A 21,490-nucleotide genomic window follows, 5' to 3' on the forward strand; every position below is an offset into this window, starting at 1 on the left:
ACGCCCGCTGCTCGGCCGGCGCGAATGCGGTCGCAGGTCGCCGGCGCCGAGCGGCACGCGGCCGGCCGGGCGGGAGCGACAGCCCGCCGGCCACACGTCGGCGCGGGTCAGGGCACACCCGTGGGGCGACCGTCCTCCGGCCGCCCCACGGGCCCGGGTTCACCGCGTCGGCGGCGCCTGACGCTGCGTCGGCACGTGGTCGAGCAGCTCACGACGGCCGTGACCGCGGGTCGACGACGCGGCCCGACGCAGGGTCAGGCCGACACCGAGCAGCGCGACCGCGGCGAGACCGCCCACCCACGGGGAGACACCCGTCGCGGCGAGCGCGGACGGCACGCCGGCGGCAGCCATCGGAGCCGACCGCGCCCCGGACGCCGCTGCGGCAGCCTCGCCGCTCGTCGCCGAGGAGGCCGATCCAGCCCTGGTGGCCGTGGACGCCGGGACGGCGACCGTCGCCCCGCCGCCGGTGACGGCCGGCAGCGTCCCCACCGCGCTGCCGCCCGTGCCGACCGTGCCGCCGCCGGACACCGACCCGCTCGACCCCGTCGAGCCCGTCGAGCCGGTCGAGCCGGTCGAGCCCGGGACCGTGCCCGGCGCCGACCCGGCTGCCACACCCGCGGTCGCGTCACCGCCGATGCCGACGGCGACCCCCGAGGCGTCGACCGGCACGGTCACGGGGACGGAGACCAGGGCGTCGTCCGACGTCGCCCCGACCGACCCCGGACCCGTCGAGGAACCCGCCGACGCACCTTCGACCGCCGCGTCCCCCAGCACGCCGAGCGCGACGCCCGACACGTCGACCGGCACCGTCACCGGCGCCGAGACGAGCGCGTCGTCGGACGTCGCACCGGTCGATCCCGGAGCCGCCGGAGCCGTACCGGACGCACTCTGGACGTCGGCGTCGCCCAGGACGCCGACGGCCACCCCTGAGACCTCGACCGGCACGGTCACGGGCGCCGTGACCAGCGCGCCGTCCGCCGCGGGACGGCTCGCCGAGCCGCCGCCCGTGGCGCCCGGCGCCTGTGCGACCACCGCGTCACCGAGGACGCCGACAGCGATGCCGGAGAGGTCCACCGGCACGGTCACCGGCGCGCTGACGAGCGTGTCCGGAGCGGGTGCCGGCGACGTGCTCGACGTGGCGGACCCCGGCCCGGCCTCGACAGCGGCGTCGCCGAGGACCCCGAGCGCGAGCCCGGACACCGTGATCGGCGCGGTGACCGGAACCGCGACGAGGGTCTCGTCGTCACCCTCCAGGTCCGGACGGGAGCCGCCCGCTCCCGTCGTCGCGCCGGGCGACGTGACGACGGCGTCACCGAGGGCGCCCACGGCGACGCCGGAGACGTGCAGCGGGGCGGTGATCGGTGCTGACACGAGGCCCGCGTCACCGGAGGTCGCGGGGACCGCCCCGGGCGTCGGTGCGGCCGGCGCCTGGTCGGTCACGGTCGCGTCGCCCAGGACGCCGACCGCGACGGAGTCGACGGAGACAGGCGCGACGACGGGCGCGTCGACGACCGACCCCGACGTGGACGGCCCCGACGAGGCCGGCGTCGACCCGGCGGCCGGTGTCGATCCGGCGGCCGGTGCCGTGCCGGACGACGTGGCATCGCCGCCGACGCCCACGGCCACGCCGGAGACGTCGACCGGCGCGGTGATCGGCGCATGGACGAGCGTGCCGCCGTCGGGAGCGAGCCCGAGGACGCCGTCGTCACCGCCGAGGTCCACGTCGACGGCGATGGTGAGAGGTGGGGCGGGTGGTTCAGCAGCATGGGCCAGGCCGGCCCCGGCGACGACGATGCCGCCGCTCACGAGCGCTGTCTGCAGCGCTCGACGGACGAACGTGTGCATGGTGGTGCTCCTCCGTGCTGATGCGGGTGGCCCGTGCGGGCCGTGGACGCGTGCCGCGACGTGCGCGGCCGGTCCCCCGTCAGGCGGGAGAGCTGGGGACCTCGTCGGCCGGAGACGTGGCGGGCGCGGCGAGCGTGCCGCCGAGGAGGCAGCGCCCCGCACCGGGCTGGAGCGCCCCACTGGCGAGCACCGCCGGGGTGTCCCCGCCGCGCGGACCGGACGCGCCGGAGGGCGTGGTCGGCGCACCGTCCGGCGCGTCCGGCAGGCCGGGGCGGGTCGGGTCGAGCGGTCCCGGCGTGCCGGTCGAGGGGGCGGTCACCGCCGGGCCGGTCGACGGACCGGCGGGCACCGCGACGCCGGCCTGCGTGAAGCCGGTCGAGGCGTCCGCCGGGGTCGTACGGCCGGCGAGGCCGACGGCCGCGCGGAGCGCGGGCACGGGGACCGTCGACGCGGGCTGCGTGGCTCCGGTCGCGTCGGCGTCGGGCGCGGCGACGCCTGGGACGGCGGGCCCGACGACCGGACGGAGGCGGTCGACGACGGGGTCGAGGACGTCCAGGCGGTCGGTGACGGGCGCGAGCGCCGCACCGACGGGTGCGACGACGTCGACGACCGGTCCGAGCGGGAGGGCGAGCGCGCCGACGAGCGGCGTCAGCCCGTCGAGGACCGGCGCGAGGTCCCCGACCACGGGCCGCAGCGGTGCGACGGCGGTGTCCACTGCGTCGACCGTCGGGACGAGCGCCTCGGCGACCGGTGCGACGACGGCTTCAGTGAGAGGCGCGGTGATCTGGTCGATCGGGGTCGCCATCGGTGCGACGACCGCCTGCACGGCGGGCTGCGCGACCGGCACGACGACCGCCTCCGCCATGGGCTGCGCGACCGGCGCCACAACCCGCTCCACCACGGGCTGCGCGACCGGCGCCACAACCCGCTCCACCACGGGCTGCGCCACCGGCGCCACGACCCGCTCCACCACGGGCTGCGCCACCGGCGCCACGACGCTCTCGACGACGGGCTGAGCGACGGGCGTCACGACGTCCTCGACCAGCGCGGGCAGGACGCCCGCGAGCCCGGTCGGCGCACCGCCGGCCGCCGCGGCCTGATCGGCGACGACGTCAGGGGACGACGGTTCGGCCGCATGAGCGCGCGGTGCTGACAGGACCGCTTGCACGAGGACGACGAGCGCGAGGCCGACGAGCGCGAGGAGGCCGCGCAGGAGCCACGTGGCTCCTGTGGCCGTCGCACCGCTGCGCGTCGTCGACATCGTCGTCACTCCCCCTGAGCAACTTCTCCGTGCGACCGACCGTACGAACACCGGTTGCGCCCAGCAACCGCAGGACGGTCCGGCCGTGGACGCGGGAGCGACGGCGCGAGCGCCGCCCCGTCCGCGACGTCGGCGCAGGTGGACGCAGGTCGGCACGGTTCCGACCGCCGTCGCTCCTGGACGAGGCGCGGGCGGAACGCGCTGGAGGCGTCACCCGTTCGGACCAGCGGAGCGCCGACGCCGGGGCGTGCGCGACGGCGCCCGAACGGCGGATCGGCCCGCGTCGCCGGTGGGATCAGCTCAGACGGCGCACTCGCAGACGAGGTTGTACTCGACGACCTCGTCGCCCTCGTCCGGCCGGGCCCAGGCCTCGGCGTCGGCGCGCGACGCGAACTTCCGGCCGGCGAGGCGGCCGTTGGCGAGCAGGACGCTGAACTCGATGAGGGTGCGCGGGTCGTCCAGGTCGACCGTCGTCGTCGTGCCGGGTGCCTCGCTCATCGTCCGTCCCTCCTCCTGACCGCCGCATGCGTCTCGCGGCGGCTCGTCCTCGACAACGCCCGCCGCTGATGCGGCATTCCACGGGCAAGACGCCACGGACGGGCCCGACCTCGTGGGTCGGACCCGTCCGGGAGGCGCCGGTGCGACGCCGGGAGCGGTGCGCGGTGCGGAGCCGCGGACCGCGGTCTACAGGCCCTGCGCGAGCCGCCAGTACGCCTGGTTCCAGCGGACCTGCTCGCGGAAGCCGCGTCGCGTCGTGGACTCGTCGATGACGAGCAGCTCGGTGCGCGCGATCTCGGCGAAGTCCTCGAACACCTCGATGCCGACGGCCGTGGACAGCACGGTGTGGTGCGCGCCGCCCGCGGTCAGCCACGCCTCGGCGGACGTGCGGAAGTCGGGTCGGGGCTGCCAGACGGCACGCGCGACGGGCAGGTTCGGGAGCTCGGCGGTCGGCGGGACGACGTCGACGACGTTGGCGGTGAGGCGGAACCGGTCGCGCATGTCGGCGAGCGACACGACGACGCCGACGCCCGGGTCGGTGTCGAACACCAGGCGGACGGGGTCCTCCTTGCCGCCGATGCCGAGCGGGTGGATCTCGAGCTTCGGCTTCGACGTGGTGAGCGTCGGGCAGATCTCGAGCATGTGGGCGCCGAGGATGCGCTCGTCGCCGGGCGTGAGGTCGTAGGTGTAGTCCTCCATGAGCGACGCGCCACCGGGCAGGCCCTCGCCCATGACCTTCGCCGCGCGGACGAGGACGGCGGTCTTCCAGTCGCCCTCGGCGCCGAAGCCGTAGCCGTCGGCCATGAGCCGCTGGACCGCGAGCCCGGGGAGCTGCTTGAGGGCGCCCAGGTCCTCGAAGTTCGTCGTGAACGCCTTGGCGCCGACGGACTCGAGGAAGGTGCGCAGCGCGATCTCCTGACGCGCGCCGTAGCGCAGCGACTCGTGCTGGTCGCCGCCACGGCGCAGCGACGGGACGACGTCGTACAGGTCCTCGTACTCGGCGACGAGCGCGTCGACCGCGGCGTCGTCGACGGCCTCGACCGCGGCGACCAGGTCGTTCACGCCCCACGTGTTGACGGAGACGCCGAACCGCAGCTCGGCCTCGGTCTTGTCGCCCTCGGTGACGGCGACGTTGCGCATGTTGTCGCCGAACCGGACGAGGCGGAGCTCGTGCGTCGCGGCCCAGCCGGCGGCGGCGCGGACCCACGTGCCGATCGAGGCGCGGACGGCGGGGTTCGACGCGTGCCCGACGACGGTCTTGCGCGCGGTGCCGAGGCGCGTCGCCATGTACCCGAACTCGCGGTCGCCGTGGGCGGCCTGGTTGAGGTTCATGAAGTCCATGTCGATGGTGTCCCACGGCAGCTCCACGTCGGCCTGCGTGTGCAGGTGCAGGAGCGGCTTGCGCAGGGCGTCGAGGCCGGCGATCCACATCTTCGCCGGGGAGAACGTGTGCATCCAGACGACGACGCCGAGCACGTTGTCGTCGGCGTTCGCGTCGAGCGCTGCGCGGCGGATCGCGGCGGAGTCCTTGAGGACGGGCTTCCAGACGACCGTCGCAGGGACCTCGTCGGAGTCCTGCAGCAGGCGCGCGACCTCCTGCGACTGCTCGGCGACCTGGCGCAGCGTCTCCTCGCCGTAGAGGTCCTGGCTGCCGGTGAGGAACCAGATCTCGCGGTCGGCGTACGGCTTGGTCATCGGGCGTTCTCCTGCTCGGTGTCGGTGGTGGTGCCGGCGGCGGGGGCGGCGGTGCCCTGGCCGTAGACGTTCTGGTAGCGGTCGTACAGCGAGTCGACGTGCTCCTGCGCGAGGGGCAGCGGCTCGCCGAGCTGACGCGAGATGTGCACGGTCCGGGCGACCTCCTCGACCATGACCGCGGCCTTGACGGCCGCCTTCGCGTCGCGGCCGATCGTGAACGGGCCGTGGTTGCGCATGAGGACGGCGGGGCTGCGGGACTCGCGCAGGGTCTCGACGATGCCGCGGCCGATGGAGTCGTCGCCGATGAGCGCGAACGGCCCGATCGGGATGTCACCGCCGAACTCGTCGGCCATCATCGTGAGCACGCACGGCACCGGCTCGGCCCGCGCGGCCCAGGCCGTCGCGTACGTCGAGTGCGTGTGCACGACGCCACCGACCTCGCTCATGTGCGTGTAGACGTACGCGTGCGCCGCCGTGTCGGACGACGGGGCGCGCGTGCCGTCGACGAGGTTCCCGTCGAGGTCGCAGACCACCATCGACTCCGGCGTCAGCTCGTCGTACGTCACGCCCGACGGCTTGATGACGAACAGGTCGCGCTCGCCCGGGCCGTCCGGGTCGACGACGACGCGCTGCGAGACGTTGCCCGCGGTCCACACGACGAGCCCCCAGCGCGGCAGCTCGGCGTGCAGGCGCGCGACGACCTCGCGCGTGGTCGCGACGGCGGCGCGCACGTCGTCGGGGTAGGCGTCCAGGGGTGTCGTCATGCGGGTCTCGCTCCGTGTCTCGTCGTCGTGCGGCTGTCGTGGTGCGCGCGGGGCGCGGGTGGGCTCAGACCGACCGGCCCGCGGCCTGCGCGACCGGCAGCCCGGCGGTGTACCGCTCGAGGTAGGCGGCGAACCCGCGCACGTCGTCCGCGTCGGGCTCGACGACGTCGACCTTCGCGTCCGCGAAGATGCGCGTGCTCAGGTACGTCCCGAGGTCGAGCTCGTCGGAGGCGTCGAGGTACGCGGCGAGCACCGCGATCCCCCAGGCGCCGCCCTCGCTCGCGGTGTCCCCCACCGCGACGGGCGCGTCGACGGCCGCCGCGAGCAGCCGCTGGGCGACGCCCGCGGTGCGGAACAGGCCGCCGTGCGCGAACAGCGCGTCGACCTCGACGCCCTCCTCGGCGAGCAGCCGCATGCCGAGGCTGAGCGTGCCGAACGCGCCGTAGACCTGCGTGCGCGCGAAGTTCGCGAGCGTCAGACGGCTGTCGGGCGTGCGGAGCACGAGCGGGCGGCCCTCCGCGAGCCCCGCGATCGGCTCGCCGGACAGGAAGTTGTACGCGAGCAGGCCGCCGCCGTCGGCGTCGCCGTCGAGCGCGGCGCGCAGGAACGTCCCGAACACGGCGTCCGCGTCGGCGTCCTGCCCGGAGGCGGCGGCGAACTGGCGGAACACCTCGGCCCACGCGCCGAGCTCGCTCGCGCCGTTGTTGCAGTGCACCATCGCGACGAGGTCGCCCGCGGGCGTGGTGACGAGGTCGATCTCGGTGTGCACGCGCTCGAGCGCCTTCTCGAGCACGATCATCGCGAAGATGCTCGTGCCGACGCTGACGTTGCCGGTGCGCGGCGCAACCGCGTTCGTGGCGACCATGCCCGTGCCGGCGTCACCCTCGGGAGGGCAGAAGGGGGTGCCTGCGCGCAGCGTGCCGGACGGGTCGAGCAGCGCGGCGCCCTCGTCGGTGAGGCGGCCCGCCTCCTGCCCCGCGGCAAGGACCTCGGGGAGGACGTCCGCGAGGCGCAGGCCCGGCTGCCGCTCGGCGACGAGGTCGTCGAACTGGGCGAGCATGCGCGCGTCGTAGTCGCGCGTCGCGGGGTCGATCGGGAAGACGCCCGACGCGTCGCCGACGCCCAGCACCTTGCTGCCCGTGAGCCGCCAGTGCACGTAGCCGGCGAGCGTCGTGACGAACGCGACCTGCGGGACGTGCGGCTCGGCGTCGAGCACCGCCTGGTAGAGGTGCGCGATCGACCAGCGCAGCGGGATGTTGTGGCCGAACAGGCCCGTGAGCTCGGTGGCCGCGGCCTCGGTCGTCGTGTTCCGCCAGGTGCGGAAGGGGACGAGCAGCTCGCCGTCGGCGTCGAACGCGAGGTAGCCGTGCATCATCGCCGAGACGCCGAGCGCGCGCAGGGCCGTCGGCCGTACCCCGTGCGTGGCCTCGGCGTCCGCGAGCAGCGCCGCGACGGACTCCTGCAGGCCGGTCCACACGGCGTCGAGCGCGTACGTCCACATGCGGTCGACGAACTGGTTCTCCCACGCGTGGCTCCCGGTCGCGAGGACCGTGCCGTCGGCGGCGACGAGGCACGCCTTGATGCGCGTCGAGCCGAGCTCGATGCCGAGGGTCGTCTCGCCTGCGCTGATCGCGGCTCGTGCCTGGGCGGGGTCGACCATCGTCGCGGCTCCTTCGTCGCTGGTGGGCGGGCGCCGGCGCGTGCCGGACACCCCTCGCTCGTGCACCGTCAGATCGCGGTGCGCGAGCCAATGTTAGCGCTCACATCGGGTGGGGGGTCCAGCCCGCAGGTCCCACGTGCACCGTCGCCGGGCATGCCTCGCGCAGCGCCTCCCGGCGTGCCGGCCGGCCGTCGCCGCGTCACGCCGGCGCCCCGCTGCTCACCCGGACCACGAGCTCCGCCGGGATCAGCCGGTGGCCGGGCTCGCCACCCGACATCGCCGTCTGGAGCGTGTCGATCGCCAGCGCCCCGAGCGCCGAGAAGTCCTGCCGCACGGTGGTGAGCGGCGGGACGTAGTGCGCCGACCCGACCTCGTCGTCGAAGCCGACCAGCGCCACGTCGTCCGGGACCCGCACGCCGGCCTCCCAGAACGCGTGCAGCAGGCCCAGCGCGAGCTGGTCGTTCGCGGCGAACACCGCGTCGGGCAGGCCTTCCCGGACCAGCCGGCGGCCCACGTCGTAGCCGTCCGACGCCGCCCAGCCCACGACCACCGGCTCCTCGACCGGCACGCCCGCCGCCTCGCACTCCGCGCGCCAGCCGACCAGCCGGTCCTGTGCGTCGAACCAGTCCTGCGGCCCCGCCACGTGCAGCACGCCCGAACGCCCCGCGCCCAGGAGGTGCGCCGTCGCGAGCCGGGCGCCCTGCTGCTGGTCCACGCCGACCGCGTGCAGGTGCGGCTCCGAGGGGACGTCCGCCGCCGACGACACGACGACGACCGGGACCGGCGAGTCCAGCGCCGCGAGCACGTCGACCGCCTGCACCGTCGGCGCGATGATCGCGACGCCGTCCACCCCCTGACCGAGGAAGTGCTCGAACGCCCGGTGCATCGCGTCACCGTCGAACTGCCGCAGCGTCGCCACCGACACGAACCAGCCCGCCACGCGCGACGCCTCCTCGACGCCGACCAGCGTGCTCGTCGGGCCGTACAGCGCCGTCGCGGGCGTCACCACGCCCACCGTGCCCGTACGGCGGGTCACCAGCGCGCGGGCGGCGCTGTTGCGGCGGTACCCGAGCTCCGCGATCGCCGCGAGCACCCGGTCGCGCGTCTCGGGGCGCACCGAGGGGTGGTCGTTGAGCACGCGCGACACCGTCTGGTGCGACACCCCGGCGCGGGCCGCGACGTCGCTCATCGCCGGTGGTCGGCCCGCCGTCCCGTTGCGCGCAGCGGCCGGGCGCCCCGTCGCCCCGTCCGTCCCGATCTCGGCCACGCCGCCTCGACTTCCCGTGCTCGTCCGGGGTCCGTCCCCGTCCGCCGTCCGCCGCCCCGCGACGTCCGTCCCGCCAGTCCTACCGCCTCCCCCGCCCCCGGGAGGCCTGATCGCGACGACCTGTCCCGTCGCGCCCTACTTTCGATAGCCCACGGCGCCGCCAGGCCGCCCTCGCACCCCGTCGACAGGCTGGTCCGGCGCCGTGCGGTCGGCCCGACGTCCGGTCGGCGGTGGTCCCGTCGCCGACTCGGTTTCGGTGCCCGCGAGGCCCGCGGACCCGGCTCGGCCCGCCGACGGGCGCGCCGTGCGCGCTCAGCCCGCGTACTGCGCGCCGAGCTCCCGCGAGCGCTCCGCCGCCGCGCGAGCAGCCGCGACGACGCCTGCCCGGACGCCGTGCGCGTCGAGCTCCGCGACCGCCGCGACGGTCGTCCCTCCCGGCGACGACACGCGCTCGCGCAGCACCACCGGGTGGTCGCCGGACTGCGACGCGAGCGCGGCCGCGCCCTCGACCGTCGCGACCGCGAGCCGCGTCGCGAGGTCGCGCGTGAGACCGAGCAGCACGCCCGCCTCGGCCATCGCGTCGACCAGGTAGAACGCGTACGCCGGACCCGAGCCGGAGATCGCGGTCACCGCGTCCAGGTCCTTCTCCGCGACGCGCACGACCAGGCCGGTCGCGGCGAGCAGCCTCTCGACGAGCACCAGGTGCCCCTCGGTCGCGTGCGCGCCGCCCGCGATCGCGCTCGCGCCCTTGCCGACGACCGCCGGGGTGTTCGGCATGACGCGCACGACCGGCGTGCCGGCCGGCAGCCGCTGCTCGTAGAACGCGATCGGCAGGCCGGCGGCGACCGACACGACGAGCGCGCCGCCGCGCACCGCCGACGCGATCTCGTCGAGCACCGCACCGACCACGTTCGGCTTCACGGCGACCAGCACGACGTCCGCACGGGCCGCCGCGTCGACGTTCGACGCGCCCGTCCGTACCGCGTACCGGCCCGCGAGCTCGTCCGCGCGCGCCGTCGCCTGCTCCGTGACCTCGACCTGCTCGGGCGTCCAGCCCGCGGTGAGGAGCGCGTCCAGGAGCGCCTCCCCCATCACGCCGCCGCCCATGACCGCCACCCGCGGGGTGCCGCCCGCTGCGTCCGTCATCGTCGTCCTCCCTCGCGCCCGACGTCGGGCGACGCCGCGAGCCTACCGACGCGCGTGGCGAGCCCTCGTCACCACCCGGCCCGGCGGCCGCCGTCGTGAGGTCGTGACGTCGCGGCGAGGTCGTGAGGTGCAGCTCACGACCTCGCCGGGGAGTCACGACCTCGTCGGACCGGTGGGCCGGTGGACGGGGGCGGATCGTCGGCGGTGGGTGGTCGAGCGCGCGCCTCTCAGCCGCCGGTGCGGGTCGACGGAGGGCCGCCCTGGAAGCCCGCGGGCGGGCCGCCCTGGATGACGACCGGGCCGCGCTGGTCGTCGCCGAGGCCCGACAGGCCGGTCGACGTGCTGCCCGCCGCGCCCTCGACCGGCTGGTCCAGGTCGGCGAGGACGACCTCGTCGCCCTCGGTCACGCCCGAGACGATCTCGGCGCGCTCCGCACCGACAGCGCCGACCTCGACCTCGACCGTGCGCGGGGTGTCGCCGTCGAGCACCTGGACCGTCGTCGCGCCGTCCGCGGTGCGGACCGCCGACGTCGGCACGGTGAGGACGTCGTCGACGCCCGCGACCCGAACGACGACCTGCGCCGACGCGCCGTCGAACAGGCGCTCCTGCGTCGCGTCGAGCGCGATCTCGACCCTGTACGACGGGTCGGAGGTCGTGGACACGTCGAGCACGCCGATGCTGCTCACCGTGCCCGTGAGGGTCGCGTCGGTGCTCGGCGTCGTCACGGTCGCGGGCTGGCCGACGGCGACGAGGTCGACGTCCGCGAGGGAGACGGTCGTCGAGACCGTGTGGCCGTCGCTGCCGAGGACCGTGACGACCGCGGTCGACGACGACGCCCCGACGGCGTCGCCCGGGGCCAGCGCGACCGCCGCGACGGTGCCGGTGATCGGGCTCGTCAGGGTGGCGAACGGCAGGGCCGCCCGTGCGAGGGCCACCTCGGCCTCCGCGGCGGCGACGGCCGCCTGGTCCGCGAGGACCGTCGCCGCCGACGCGGCACCGCCGGTCGAGTCGTCGGGCGTGCTCGTGGAGGTGCCGTCGGTCGCGCTCGAGGCGGACGGGGTCGGGGTCGGGGTCGGGTCGCTGGACGGGGTCGAGCTCGACCCCGTCGAGCCGGTGCCTGAGGTGTCGCCACCTGTCGGCGTGGTGCCGTCGGTCGACGCGAGGGCCGCCGCGACGGCCTGCTGGAGCGCCGCCACCGCCTGGTCGAGCGCCGTCGCGAGCGCGGTGAGGGCCTGCTGCGCGGCGTCCGTGGCCTGCTGCGCGTCGAGCGTGCCGGCGATCGCGTCGCGGCACGCGGCGAGGGCGTCCGTGACGGCGTCGACGTCCGGGTCCGCGGCGCCGTCCTCGCTCCCCGTGCCGTCCGAGCCGTCGGCGCTCCCCGCGCCGTCCGCGCCGTCCGCGCCGTCACTGCCGTCCGCGCCCGCGGTGCCGGTCGCGTCGCCGGTCGGCGCGGTCGTCCGGCTCGTGCCCGACGGCTCGCTCGACGCCGACGGGTCCACCGTCTGCTCCGGGCTCGGGGTCTCGTCGTCCACGAGGTCGAGGAACGCCGTGCACGCGGCCTCGGACGCCTCGACGCTCGTGCTGCCCGCCGTGAGCGCCTCGTGCGCCGCAGCTGCCTGCGCCAGCAGGTCCTGCTGGGCCTTCCGGACGGCGGCGACCGCCGACTGCACCGCGGCGTCCGTGGCCGACCCGCCGCCCGGGCCGGTCGCGCCCGGGTCGGTCGCGCCAGCGTCCCCGGTGGGCGCGGTGGAGCCGGTCGGCGACGTCGAGCCGGACGTCGAGCCCGTGGGCGACGTCGAGCCCGTGGACGACGACGTGCTCGACGTCTGCGACGCGAGGTCGGCGTCGAGCTGGTCCTGCGCGTCCGCGAGCGCGGCCTCGGCGTCGTCGACCGCGTCCTGCAGCGCGCCCCCGTCGAGCGTGGCGAGCGTCTGACCGGCGGTCACCTGCTGCCCGACGCCGACGTCGACCGTCGCGACCGTGCCCGCGACGGAGAACGACGCGTCGCGCCGCGTGGCCGACGCGAGCGAGCCGACCGTGTCGACGGACTGCTCGACGGACGCCGTCTGCGCCGTGGCGGTGCGGTACCGGCCCGACCCGTCGCCACCGAGCGCGAGGGCGACTCCCCCGCCGGCTCCGCAGAGCACGACCGCCCCGGCGGTGACGAGCGCGACCGTCCGGCGCCGGGCTCGACGGGCGGACCGCGCACGCGACGGCCGGTCCGTCGCTCGCGGGCCGGTCACGTCGCCGGTGGCCTCGGTCCGGGGAGTGGGAGTCGTGTCACGCATCGGTGCCGTCCTCGTCCGGGGCGCCCGCGCCCGGCATGCCGCCCGGGCCGCCGCGCATGACCATCCCGCCGAGCGCGGTGGTGCAGCCGTCCTCGGTGGGGTCGCTGACCTGCACGGACGTCGCCGTGACCCGGCCGCTGTCGTCGGCCTCGCCGCGCACCGCGGCGCAGCGGCCGAGCGTGAGGGCGGACGCGTCCGCGTCGGCCGTGCGGGTGTAGGTGGTGGCGTCGGAGACGACGACCTGCCGGTCGGCGGGCTCGTCGGTGGAGTCGTCGTCCGCTCCTCCCGGGCCGCCCGCGACCGAGACGGTGAGGGTCGTGCCGGAGACGGCCGTGACCTGCCCGCTCACGACGCCGCCGAACGCGCGGGTCATCGGGGCACCCGACGGCAGGTCGGTCGGCGCACCGTCCGGACGTTCCCCGGCCCCGCCCCACGGACCGCCCGACGGGAGGTCGGTCGGCAGGTCGGTGGGTGCACCGCCCGGCACCGCGCCGCCGCCGGGTCCCCCGCCGCCCGGCCCGACGCACGTGCCGTCGAAGGAGCCCTCACCATGACCCGGACCGCTCTCACCCTGCCCGCCGTCGGTCTCGTCCTCCTGCTCGCCGCCTGCTCCGGCGCGGCCGGGGACGCGGGTGCCGACCCGTCGGCGAGCGCGCCCGCGGACGGCGGCGGTGGGGGACCGCAGACGCAGCGCGTCGACGACCCCGGCCGCGTGGTCGGCGAGATCGTCGCCGTCGACACCGCCCTGATGCAGGTGCGGGCCACCGACGAGCAGACCGCCGTCAGCTGGTCCGACACGACGACGTTCACGCAGACGGTCGCGGCCTCGCTCGTCGACGTGACCGTGGGGGCGTGCGTCGTGGCCGTCGCCGCGCCGTCCGCCGACGCGTCGTCGCCGTCCTCGTCCTCCGACGACGCGACCGACGCGCCGCTCGCGGCCACGACGGTGACCATCGCGGCACCCGGCGACGACGGCACGTGCGTCGGGCCGGGCGGCGGGGGACCCGGCGGCGGCGCGGTGCCGGACACGACGACGGACGTGTCGAGCAGCCCGGGCAGGACGTGCGCGCCGACGATGCCGAGCGCGGCACCGAGCACGCCGCCGCCGAGCCCGAGGACCCCCGCCTCGACGAGGAACTGCCGCCGGATCGCCCACGGGGGCGCGCCGAGGGCCTTGCGCAGGCCGATCTCGCGGGTCCGCTCGGTGACGGACACGAGCATGATGTTCATGACCCCGATGCCGCCGACCAGGAGCGAGAGCGCGGCGATGCCGGTGAGCAGGACCGTGAGCGTCCGGTAGACGGCGGTCGCGGTCGAGACGAGCGCGTCCTGGCTGTTGATCGTGAAGTCGGCCGCGTCGGCGTCGGCGATCCCGTGCAGGTTGAGCAGCGTCTGCTCGGCCTCCTGGTAGGCGGCGCCGAGCGCGTCGGCGGACTTCGCCTGCAGGTAGATCGTCGAGACGGCGTTGCGGTCGGTGCCGCCGAACAGGGTGTCGGCCGCGGTCGACATGGGCACGACGGCGACGTCGTCGAGGTCGCTGTCCCCGCTCGCGCCGGCGGCCGCCAGGACCCCGACGACCTGCAGGTCCGTCCCGTTGACGGTCACGGTCTGCCCGACGACGCGCGTCGTGCCGAACAGCTCGGTAGCCGTCTCAGGGCCGAGCACGACGACGGCCGCGCCGGACGCCTCGTCGTCGGCGGTGAAGAACTGACCCGACGCGACCTCGCGACCGCGCACGTCGAGCCACGACGGCGTCGTGCCGACGACCTGCGTCGTCCAGTTCGTGTCGCCCGCCTCGACCGACGCACCCGACGACTTCTCCGCGGCGACCCCCGCGATGTCGGGGGCGTTGACGTCGGACGCGAGCGCCTCGGCGTCGGCGCGCGTGAGCGTCGTGCCGGTGCCGAACCCGCCGCGCACGCCCGAGGAGTCGGTCGACGACCCCGGCCGGACGATCAGCAGGTTGCTGCCGAGCGCGCTGATCTGCGCGGACACGTCCTTCTGCGTGCCGAGGCCCAGCCCGACCGTGAGGATGACCGCGGCGATCCCGATGAGGATGCCGAGCACCGTGAGCGTCGACCGCAGGACGTGCGTGCGGATCGCGGACCACCCGGTGCGCAGGGTCTCGGTCCAGCTCATCGCGCACCCCCGCCGTCGGTGCGGACGAGGCCGTCGAGGACGCGCACGACCCGCTCGGCGCGTTGCGCGACCTCCTCCTCGTGCGTGATGAGGACGATCGTGCGGCCCTGCGCGTGCAGCTCGTCGAACAGCGCGAGCACGTCGCGCGTCGAGACGGAGTCGAGGTTGCCGGTGGGCTCGTCGGCCAGCAGCAGGTCGGGCTCCCCGACGAGCGCCCGCGCGACGGCGACGCGTTGCTGCTGCCCGCCCGACAGCTCGCCGGGGCGGTTGTCGAGCCGGTCGCCCAGCCCGACGCGCTGCATCGCGGCCACGGCGCGGTCGCGCCGGACCGCCGCGGGCACGTGCCCGTAGACGAGCGGCAGCTCGACGTTGCGCCACGCGGACAGCGACGGCAGCAGGTGGAACTGCTGGAAGACGAACCCGATGCGCCGGTTGCGGATGTCGGCCAGGTCGACCTCGTCGAGGTCGCCGACGTCCTCCCCCGCGAGCCGGTAGGTGCCCGCGGTCGCGACGTCGAGGCACCCGAGGATGTGCATGAGCGTCGACTTGCCGGACCCGGACGGCCCCATGATCGCGACGTACTCGCCCGCGTCGATGCGCAGGTCGACGCCGCGGAGCGCCTCGAACTCGACGGTGCCGGTGCGGTACGTCTTGCGGACGCCCGTGAGCTCGATGACCGGGGCGGGCGCCGCCGCATCGGCGGGCCGGGACGTGGTCAGCGTCGTCGACTCAGCCATTGCCGCCGCCCTGCATCGGGCCGCCCTGGAACGTGCCGCCGCCGGGGGCCACGCCGCCCGGGCCGCCCTGGAAGACCATGTCGCCGTCGCCGGGCACGGGGAACGACTGCTGGCCGCCGCCGTCCTGCGTCGCGCGCGGCGTGAACACCGCGAGCACCACGGAGTCGCCCTCGGACAGGCCGTCCGTGATCTCGGTCAGGTCGTCGGACGTCTCCCCGGTCGTGACCGGCGTCTCGACCTGGGTGCCGTCGGCCTCGACCTTCGTCACGACGGTCTGCCCGTCGACGGTCGACACGGCCATGCTCGGCACGGTCAGCACGTCGGTGCGACGCTCGTACACGACGTTGACCTCGGCGGACACCCCGTCGTGCAGCCCTTCCTGGTCGCCGGTGACGTCGATCGTCACGGGGTACGACGGGACGCCGTCCTCGCTGGTCGACAGCAGCCCGATCGACGCGACCGTGCCGAACACGGTGCCGTCGGCGCCGTCGACGGTGAGCTCCGCCTGGTCGCCGACCTCGACCAGCGCGACGTCCGCGTCGGACACCCCGATCTCGACCTGCCAGTCGTCGGTGCCGACGATCGTGAACTGCGCCGTGGCGGTCGTGTCGCCGCCCTGCGGGCTCGTGGCGCCGGAGTCGTCGCTGCCGGTCACCGCGTCGCCGACCTCCACGTTCACCGCGGTGAGCAGGCCGGCGACCGGCGCGACGAGCGTCGCGTCCGCGAGCGCCGCCTGCGCGTCGTCGACCTGCGCCTGCGCGACCTCGACCTGCGCCTGCGCGGACGCGATCTGGGCGTCGGCCGTCGACGTGCCGTCGTCGGCGTCCCGTGCGTCGTCGAACCGGGCCTGCGCGGTCGCGAGCGTCGCCTTCGCGGCGAGCAGGTCCGCGTCGAGGCGCAGCGTGTCGACGGTCGCGAGCGTCTGCCCGGCCGTGACGGTCTGCCCCTGCGTGACGGCGACCGACGTGACCGTCCCGCTCACGGCGAAGGACACGTCCTCCTGCACGGCGGGCGTCAGAGTCCCGGTCCCGTCGACGGTCTTCTCCATCGTGGTGAGGCTCGCGGTGACGGTCCGGGTGACCGGCTCCTGCGCCGCGGCGCTGCTCGGGTCGCGGACGCCGAACCACCACACCCCCGCGCCGACGGCGCCGAGCACCACGGCCGCGGTGACGGCCCGGACCCACCAGCTGGCCCGCCTCCAGACGTGCAGCATGTTCTCCCTCATCACGACGACGACAGCGACCCGGCGACCGTAGGAAGGCCGGCTGGAGCGGTCGTAGCACCGCCCTGTGCGCGACCTGTGAGGGGGGCGGGGCATCGCGTCGCTGCGACCGGGCGGCGTCGGACGAGCGGTCCCGGCCGCGCTCCTGCTCCGGTCCCGCACCGACAGGCCGGGTCCGGGCGCCCGCACGGGCACGGTGCCTGCCCGAACGCGCACCGTCCGCCGCGGCGCCCCCTGCCACGTGCGGGTCGCGCTCGATACTGGGTCGATGCCCAGGCGGGACCGGGATCCGCTGGACGACGTCGACCGGCCTGGGAGGCCCCGGCCCGACGTCGCGCCGGTGCGCGCCGCCGCCCCTGCCGAACCGCGTGCCACGGCCGTGCGACCGGGCACCGGTCCCCCTCGCCGGCCGGGCGTCGGCTCGCTGCGTCTGGTCGCCGGGCTGCAGCGGGCCGCGGGGAACGCGGCCGTCAGCGCGTGGGTCCGCGGACGTCCCGGCGCCGCCGCGGCCGGCACGGCGCACGCGCAGCGGTCCGTCGAGGCGCCGCCCCGGCCGGGGGCGACCGCGCTCGAGGACGGCGCGACGGTCGACGGCGCCACCGGCGCGGACCGGACGGCGACCGCCGGTGCCACCACGGGATCGGGGTCCGCGGGGTCGGGCGACGCCTCGGCGCCGGCGGGCGGTGCCGTCGACGCGGCCCCCCGCGAGCAGGCGCCGAGCACGTCGTCCGCGACCGGCGCCCGCACGGGCGCCCCGGCGCCTGCGGCGGACGGGCAGGTCACGGCCGGTGGGCCGGTCACCGCCGCGGAGACGGGCCCGGCCGCCGAGGCGCGCGCGGCGACCCAGGCCGGTCCGTCGGACGGGGGTGCACCGGCCGGCGCCGCGGCCGCGACCGGAGCACCGACGCCCGCGACGGCGGCGGCAGGCGGGGGCGGTGCAGGCGGGGCAGACGGTGGCGGTGGAGCGGCGGTCATGGCCACCGCGCCCGCGGCGACCGGCCCGACCACCGGGTCGACCGCCGGGCCTGCCGCCGGTGCCGCGACGACGAGCGGCGCGCCAGCCGGCGGATCCGCGGCTGCGGGGGGCGCACCCGCGGGCGGTGCCGCCGCGGCGGTCGCCCCACCGGGTGGCGCGGGCGCCGCGGGTGCGACGGTCGCGACCGCCGACCAGGCGCCCGCGCCGGGCGGGACGACGAGCACCCTCGTGGTCGGCGACGCGGCGGTCGCGGCGCGGCTGGGCCCGATCGACGAGCAGCTCGCGGCCGCGACGCTCGCGCGCCGGCAGCGCGTCGCGACCGCCGCGACCGCGCAGGCCGCGGCCGTCAGCGCGCTCGTCGAGCAGCAGGTCGCGGCGCTGGAGGGCGAGTACGACCAGGCCGACGCCCGGTTGCGGGACCTGGCGACGCAGACGGTCGCCCGGATCCGGCAGGACGAGCGGGAGTCGGTCGCCCGGCTCGTGCAGGGCGCGGTCGACGAGTCGGGGCGTGTCGAGCGCATCGTCACGGACCGTCGGACCGAGGTGCTCGGCGTCGCGAACGAGCGCGGTCAGACGGCGCGGGCGGCGGGCGAGACGGAGGCGGCGCGCGCGGTAGACGGCGCGGAGCAGCGGGCGGCGCGGGCCGCGGAGGTCGTCACGGCGGCCCGGGGCACGTACGGCGACAACGAGGGCAGCCGCGAGTTCGTCGAGAAGGTCGGCCGGGAGCAGCTGCCGGGCGTGCAGTCGAAGATCCGCCGGTCGGGCACCGAGGCCGCGGCCGGTGCGCGGGGCAAGGCGTCGGAGGCCGCGTCGCACGTGGCGTCCGAGGCGCAGGACGTCGCCGCGGAGCTGCGCGGGCTCGCACCCGACGCGCACGGCGCGATCCGCGGCAGCCGGGACGAGGGTGTCCGGGCCGTCCACGAGGCGGCGGACGCCGCGGTCCACCAGATCACGCAGGCCGTCGCCACGAGCAGGGCGCAGCTCGCCGCGGACCGGCGCGCGAAGGTCGCGGACCTGCGGTCCACCGCGGCGGCGGTCCTGCCGGTGCTGTCGGACCAGGCAGCCGCCGTCGACGGCCGCCTCGCGACCGGGCTCGAGCAGAACCGCGCGGAGCTCTCCTGGCTCGGCGGGCAGCTCGAGGGATTCGGCGAGGGCGAGGTGCTCGACGAGGTCGTCACCGAGGCGGCGACGCGCACGACGCAGGCGGACGCGCAGCACGAGCAGGCGGTCGTCGAGGTCGAGGGTGCGTTCGCGCAGGTCGGCACGGACCTGGGGTCGCAGCTCGCGGCCCTGGTCGCGCAGGTCGTGGGCGGGCTCGGGCAGCTCGTGTCGACGATGACGACGACCGCGGACGACCTGGTCGTCGAGACGTCGTCGCAGACCACGCACGCGGCCGACGAGGGCACGACGCAGGAGTGCGCGCCGGGCGACGACCTCGACGAGGTCACGGGTGAGGCGGTCGAGCAGGCGCGGTCGACGTGGGACGAGCAGATCTCCGAGACCACGAGCACGCTGACCGACGACGTCACGGGCGTGCTGACCGAGCAGGACCAGCAGGTCGACGACTTCCGGCAGGAGGTCGACGACGGTGCTCGGGAGGCGCGCGTCGAGGAGTCGGACGGCGGCTGGCTCAGCAGCCTCGGCAACGCGCTGAGCAGCATCGGCTCGTTCGTGCTGGGCGTGTTCGAGGGCTTCTTCATGGCCATCGGCGACCTGTTCGTCGGGCTCTGGAACCTCGTCACGACCGGGCTCGGCTGGATCATCATCGCGGTCGTCGCGATCGTCGTGACGATCGCCGTGCTGGTGTTCGGCTGGGCCGCGGTGCTCGTCGCGCTGGCCGTGATCGGCGCCGTCATCGGCCTGTCGATGGCCGCGTACCACGTGTACCTGGCGATCACGCAGCCCAACCTGTCCCCGCGCGAGCGCGGCCGGCTCGTCGGGCGCGCGCTGTTCGACGTCGCGATGGTCGCGCTCAGCATCGCCGAGCTGCGTGCGCTGGGCGCGCTGGCCCAGGTGGCGAAGTTCCGGCAGCTCATGGTGCTCCTGGGCGGCTTCGACGAGGCGCTCACCGCGGTCCGGCTGCTGGGCAGCATCGAGCGGGTGCTGCTGGTCGTCGACCGCGTCGGGGACGTCGCGCTCGCGATGCGGCTGATCCGCACGGTCGGCCGGTTCGAGACGATCGTCCGGCTGCTCGACGAGCTCGGCGACGCCGGCCGCATCCTCCAGCTGATCGAGGACGTCGGCAGCGCGGCGCGGCTGCTGGCGCTCGTCGACGACCTCGGCGGCGGCGCGCGGTTCACGGCCTACGTCGACGGGTTCGGCGGGATCCAGGGACTGCTCACGGCGACGGCGGGCGTCGGCGGCGCGCGGAACCTCGCCCGCTTCGCCGGTCAGCTGGGCGACGACGTGCCGCGGCTGGTCCAGCTGATGCAGGACGTCGGCGGGCCGCAGGCGCTCGCGCGGTACGCCGGTCAGCTCGGCGACGACGCGGCACGGCTCTCCGCGCTCGTCACCGAGGTCGGCGGGCCGGCGACGTTCCTGCGGTACGTGCAGGCGCTCGGGAACGACGCGAACCGCCTGCGGCTCGTGATCGACCGCGCGGGCGGCATCGGGGACTTCCGGGCGTTCCTGGCGCACATCGGCGACGACGTCGCGCGCCTCGAGACGTTCCTCGCCCGCACGGGCAACGACGCCCACCTGCTGATGGACCTGCTGACGGCGCGCGGCGCGATGACGATCGACGAGTTCGCCGTGTTCCTCGAGCGTGTCGGCGGCGACACCGCGGCGCTCGCCCGCATGCGCACGCACGTCCCCGACCTCGCCCGGCTCAGCGAGTGGCTGCGCCTCGCGGGGCAGGGCAACGCGGGCGCGCTCGCCGACCTGATCGACCTCGCGGTGGCACGCGGGTTCCCGCCGGAGCGCGTCGAGCGGATCCTCACCCTGTCGAACGGCAGCCCGGCCGAGTTCCAGCGACTCGTCACGGCGCTGCGGCGGTTCACGTTCCCGCAGGCCGCCGCGGCCCCGAACGCCCCGGTGCCCGCCTCCATCGCGGCCGGGAGGTTCTTCGTGGGGGCCGCCCGCATCGTCATGCACCGCATGGGCCACTACCTCGAGCGGCACGTCGACACGTTCTTCCGCTTCAACGACATCAACCTCGACAACACCCAGTGGCCGGCCGGCACCACGCCCGCCGACGTGGCGCAGCACCTCGACGACGCGCTCGCGGTGCTCGACGCGCAGGGGCGCCTCGTCGGCAGGAACCTGGGGCAGGAGCTGCGGCTGTTCCTGCCGAACGGCATCGAGGTCGGCATCCGCATCGACTCGGTCGGCGGCAACCTGTCGGTGACCTCGTTCTTCCCGCGGTCCGGTCCGGGCGTGGTGAACTTCGTCCGGGACGAGATGCGGGCCTTCCGCGCACTGATCACGGGGACGCCATGACCGACGTACGTTTCCTGCTCGGGATCCGGGCACAGCCCGACGACGACGACCTGACGTTCGTCGCACCGGAGGTCGTCCTCGCCGACCGGGACGCGCACGCGGCGACCCTGTCCGACGTGGTCGCGGGGTACGCGGGTGGCGCGCTCGAGCTGACCGTCGGCCACGACACCGCGCACGTCGAGGACACCCTGCGCTACCTCGTGCTGGGCGTCTGCTTCCAGTCGGTGCCCCCGCTGCTGCGCGGCGAGGAGTTCGTGCACGACTACACCGAGTCCGGCTTCCCCGCGCTCGTGCTGCGTCCGCGGGGCGACCTCGTCGAGGTGTCCGGGCGCGAGGTCGTGCCGGTGAGCAGCCCCCGGGACACCCTGGTCGCGGCGCTGCTCGCGTGCGGCGAGCGGTACCTCGCCCTGCTGCGTGACCTGGGCGCGCACCCGGACGACCTGCGCCTGCTCACGGACGCGGCCGACGAGGCCCGGGCCGCACAGCGAAACGTTTGAGGACGCGCGCGACCGAGACCTTCCTCTTTCGATCGGGGAACTTAGTTTGGTAACTTG

Annotated in this window: 15 protein-coding genes; 2 read left to right on the plus strand and 13 right to left on the minus strand. The window is 76.0% G+C overall.

Features of this window, described 5'->3' with window-relative positions; all coding sequences use genetic code 11:
• Nucleotides 1–159: 159 nt before the first annotated feature.
• The 13 genes from OMK64_RS14885 to OMK64_RS14945 all read right to left on the minus strand — a co-directional run bounded on the left by OMK64_RS14885 (nt 160) and on the right by OMK64_RS14945 (nt 16,525).
• On the minus strand, nt 160–1,845 hold the full coding sequence (locus OMK64_RS14885) for a hypothetical protein (protein ID WP_272729148.1): 1,686 nt from the start codon (nt 1,843–1,845) through the stop codon (nt 160–162).
• 79 nt (nt 1,846–1,924) lie between these two features.
• On the minus strand, nt 1,925–3,106 hold the full coding sequence (locus OMK64_RS14890) for a hypothetical protein (protein ID WP_272729149.1): 1,182 nt from the start codon (nt 3,104–3,106) through the stop codon (nt 1,925–1,927).
• A 300-nt stretch (nt 3,107–3,406) separates the two neighbouring features.
• Nucleotides 3,407–3,604: a hypothetical protein gene (locus OMK64_RS14895; RefSeq protein ID WP_272729150.1), complete on the minus strand. Its 198-nt coding sequence runs from the start codon at nt 3,602–3,604 to the stop codon at nt 3,407–3,409.
• Nucleotides 3,605–3,790: 186 nt separating this feature from the next.
• The gene (araA, locus tag OMK64_RS14900) at nt 3,791–5,299 is read right to left on the minus strand and encodes an L-arabinose isomerase (protein WP_272729151.1); all 1,509 of its coding nucleotides are present in this window, start codon (nt 5,297–5,299) and stop codon (nt 3,791–3,793) included.
• On the minus strand, nt 5,296–6,063 hold the full coding sequence (locus tag OMK64_RS14905) for an L-ribulose-5-phosphate 4-epimerase (RefSeq protein WP_272729152.1): 768 nt from the start codon (nt 6,061–6,063) through the stop codon (nt 5,296–5,298). The genes araA and OMK64_RS14905 overlap by 4 nt, the downstream gene beginning before the upstream one ends.
• Before the next feature lie 64 nt (nt 6,064–6,127).
• Complete coding sequence (locus OMK64_RS14910) at nt 6,128–7,723, minus strand: xylulokinase (protein WP_272729153.1); 1,596 nt, start codon at nt 7,721–7,723, stop codon at nt 6,128–6,130.
• Between the two features lie 199 nt (nt 7,724–7,922).
• Nucleotides 7,923–8,912 carry a LacI family DNA-binding transcriptional regulator gene (locus OMK64_RS14915; RefSeq protein WP_272729154.1) on the minus strand — a complete coding sequence of 330 codons (990 nt, stop codon included), beginning with the start codon at nt 8,910–8,912 and terminating at the stop codon, nt 7,923–7,925.
• A gap of 390 nt (nt 8,913–9,302) precedes the next feature.
• Nucleotides 9,303–10,136, minus strand: coding sequence for a pyrroline-5-carboxylate reductase (gene proC / locus OMK64_RS14920; protein WP_272729155.1), 834 nt, complete (start codon nt 10,134–10,136; stop codon nt 9,303–9,305).
• A 227-nt stretch (nt 10,137–10,363) separates the two neighbouring features.
• The gene (locus OMK64_RS14925; RefSeq protein ID WP_272729156.1) at nt 10,364–12,424 is read right to left on the minus strand and encodes an efflux RND transporter periplasmic adaptor subunit; all 2,061 of its coding nucleotides are present in this window, start codon (nt 12,422–12,424) and stop codon (nt 10,364–10,366) included.
• The gene (locus OMK64_RS14930) at nt 12,417–12,797 is read right to left on the minus strand and encodes a DUF5666 domain-containing protein (protein WP_272729157.1); all 381 of its coding nucleotides are present in this window, start codon (nt 12,795–12,797) and stop codon (nt 12,417–12,419) included. Before OMK64_RS14930 ends, OMK64_RS14925 begins: the two co-directional genes overlap by 8 nt.
• The gene (locus OMK64_RS14935) at nt 12,794–14,563 is read right to left on the minus strand and encodes an ABC transporter permease (protein WP_272729158.1); all 1,770 of its coding nucleotides are present in this window, start codon (nt 14,561–14,563) and stop codon (nt 12,794–12,796) included. The genes OMK64_RS14930 and OMK64_RS14935 overlap by 4 nt, the downstream gene beginning before the upstream one ends.
• Entirely contained in the window at nt 14,560–15,300 is a 741-nt protein-coding gene (locus OMK64_RS14940; protein ID WP_272729159.1) for an ABC transporter ATP-binding protein, read from the minus strand. The genes OMK64_RS14935 and OMK64_RS14940 overlap by 4 nt, the downstream gene beginning before the upstream one ends.
• The gene (locus tag OMK64_RS14945; protein WP_272729160.1) at nt 15,293–16,525 is read right to left on the minus strand and encodes an efflux RND transporter periplasmic adaptor subunit; all 1,233 of its coding nucleotides are present in this window, start codon (nt 16,523–16,525) and stop codon (nt 15,293–15,295) included. Before OMK64_RS14945 ends, OMK64_RS14940 begins: the two co-directional genes overlap by 8 nt.
• Before the next feature lie 265 nt (nt 16,526–16,790).
• On the opposite strand from OMK64_RS14945, the gene OMK64_RS14950 reads away from it, so the two are divergent.
• Both OMK64_RS14950 and OMK64_RS14955 read left to right on the plus strand, forming a co-directional pair.
• Nucleotides 16,791–20,936 carry a hypothetical protein gene (locus OMK64_RS14950; protein WP_272729161.1) on the plus strand — a complete coding sequence of 1,382 codons (4,146 nt, stop codon included), beginning with the start codon at nt 16,791–16,793 and terminating at the stop codon, nt 20,934–20,936.
• A complete protein-coding gene (locus tag OMK64_RS14955) occupies nt 20,933–21,433 on the plus strand; it encodes a hypothetical protein (protein WP_272729162.1) in 501 nt (166 codons plus the stop codon). The genes OMK64_RS14950 and OMK64_RS14955 overlap by 4 nt, the downstream gene beginning before the upstream one ends.
• The last annotated feature ends 57 nt before the right edge of the window (nt 21,434–21,490 follow it).

Source organism: Cellulomonas fimi (genome assembly GCF_028527925.1).
Taxonomy (GTDB): Bacteria; Actinomycetota; Actinomycetes; order Actinomycetales; family Cellulomonadaceae; genus Cellulomonas; species Cellulomonas fimi_C.

What these genes read in the sequence shown, in the direction of transcription:
- OMK64_RS14945 (WP_272729160.1), bottom strand. Translation starts at nt 16,525, where the DNA reads ATGAGGGAGAACATGCTGCACGTCTGGAGGCGGGCCAGCTGGTGGGTC.
- OMK64_RS14955 (WP_272729162.1), top strand. Translation starts at nt 20,933, where the DNA reads ATGACCGACGTACGTTTCCTGCTCGGGATCCGGGCACAGCCCGACGAC.
- OMK64_RS14885 (WP_272729148.1), bottom strand. Translation starts at nt 1,845, where the DNA reads ATGCACACGTTCGTCCGTCGAGCGCTGCAGACAGCGCTCGTGAGCGGC.
- OMK64_RS14905 (WP_272729152.1), bottom strand. Translation starts at nt 6,063, where the DNA reads ATGACGACACCCCTGGACGCCTACCCCGACGACGTGCGCGCCGCCGTC.
- OMK64_RS14915 (WP_272729154.1), bottom strand. Translation starts at nt 8,912, where the DNA reads ATGAGCGACGTCGCGGCCCGCGCCGGGGTGTCGCACCAGACGGTGTCG.
- OMK64_RS14925 (WP_272729156.1), bottom strand. Translation starts at nt 12,424, where the DNA reads ATGCGTGACACGACTCCCACTCCCCGGACCGAGGCCACCGGCGACGTG.
- araA (WP_272729151.1), bottom strand. Translation starts at nt 5,299, where the DNA reads ATGACCAAGCCGTACGCCGACCGCGAGATCTGGTTCCTCACCGGCAGC.
- OMK64_RS14890 (WP_272729149.1), bottom strand. Translation starts at nt 3,106, where the DNA reads ATGTCGACGACGCGCAGCGGTGCGACGGCCACAGGAGCCACGTGGCTC.
- OMK64_RS14940 (WP_272729159.1), bottom strand. Translation starts at nt 15,300, where the DNA reads ATGGCTGAGTCGACGACGCTGACCACGTCCCGGCCCGCCGATGCGGCG.
- OMK64_RS14895 (WP_272729150.1), bottom strand. Translation starts at nt 3,604, where the DNA reads ATGAGCGAGGCACCCGGCACGACGACGACGGTCGACCTGGACGACCCG.
- OMK64_RS14910 (WP_272729153.1), bottom strand. Translation starts at nt 7,723, where the DNA reads ATGGTCGACCCCGCCCAGGCACGAGCCGCGATCAGCGCAGGCGAGACG.
- proC (WP_272729155.1), bottom strand. Translation starts at nt 10,136, where the DNA reads ATGACGGACGCAGCGGGCGGCACCCCGCGGGTGGCGGTCATGGGCGGC.
- OMK64_RS14950 (WP_272729161.1), top strand. Translation starts at nt 16,791, where the DNA reads ATGCCCAGGCGGGACCGGGATCCGCTGGACGACGTCGACCGGCCTGGG.
- OMK64_RS14935 (WP_272729158.1), bottom strand. Translation starts at nt 14,563, where the DNA reads ATGAGCTGGACCGAGACCCTGCGCACCGGGTGGTCCGCGATCCGCACG.
- OMK64_RS14930 (WP_272729157.1), bottom strand. Translation starts at nt 12,797, where the DNA reads ATGACCCGCGCGTTCGGCGGCGTCGTGAGCGGGCAGGTCACGGCCGTC.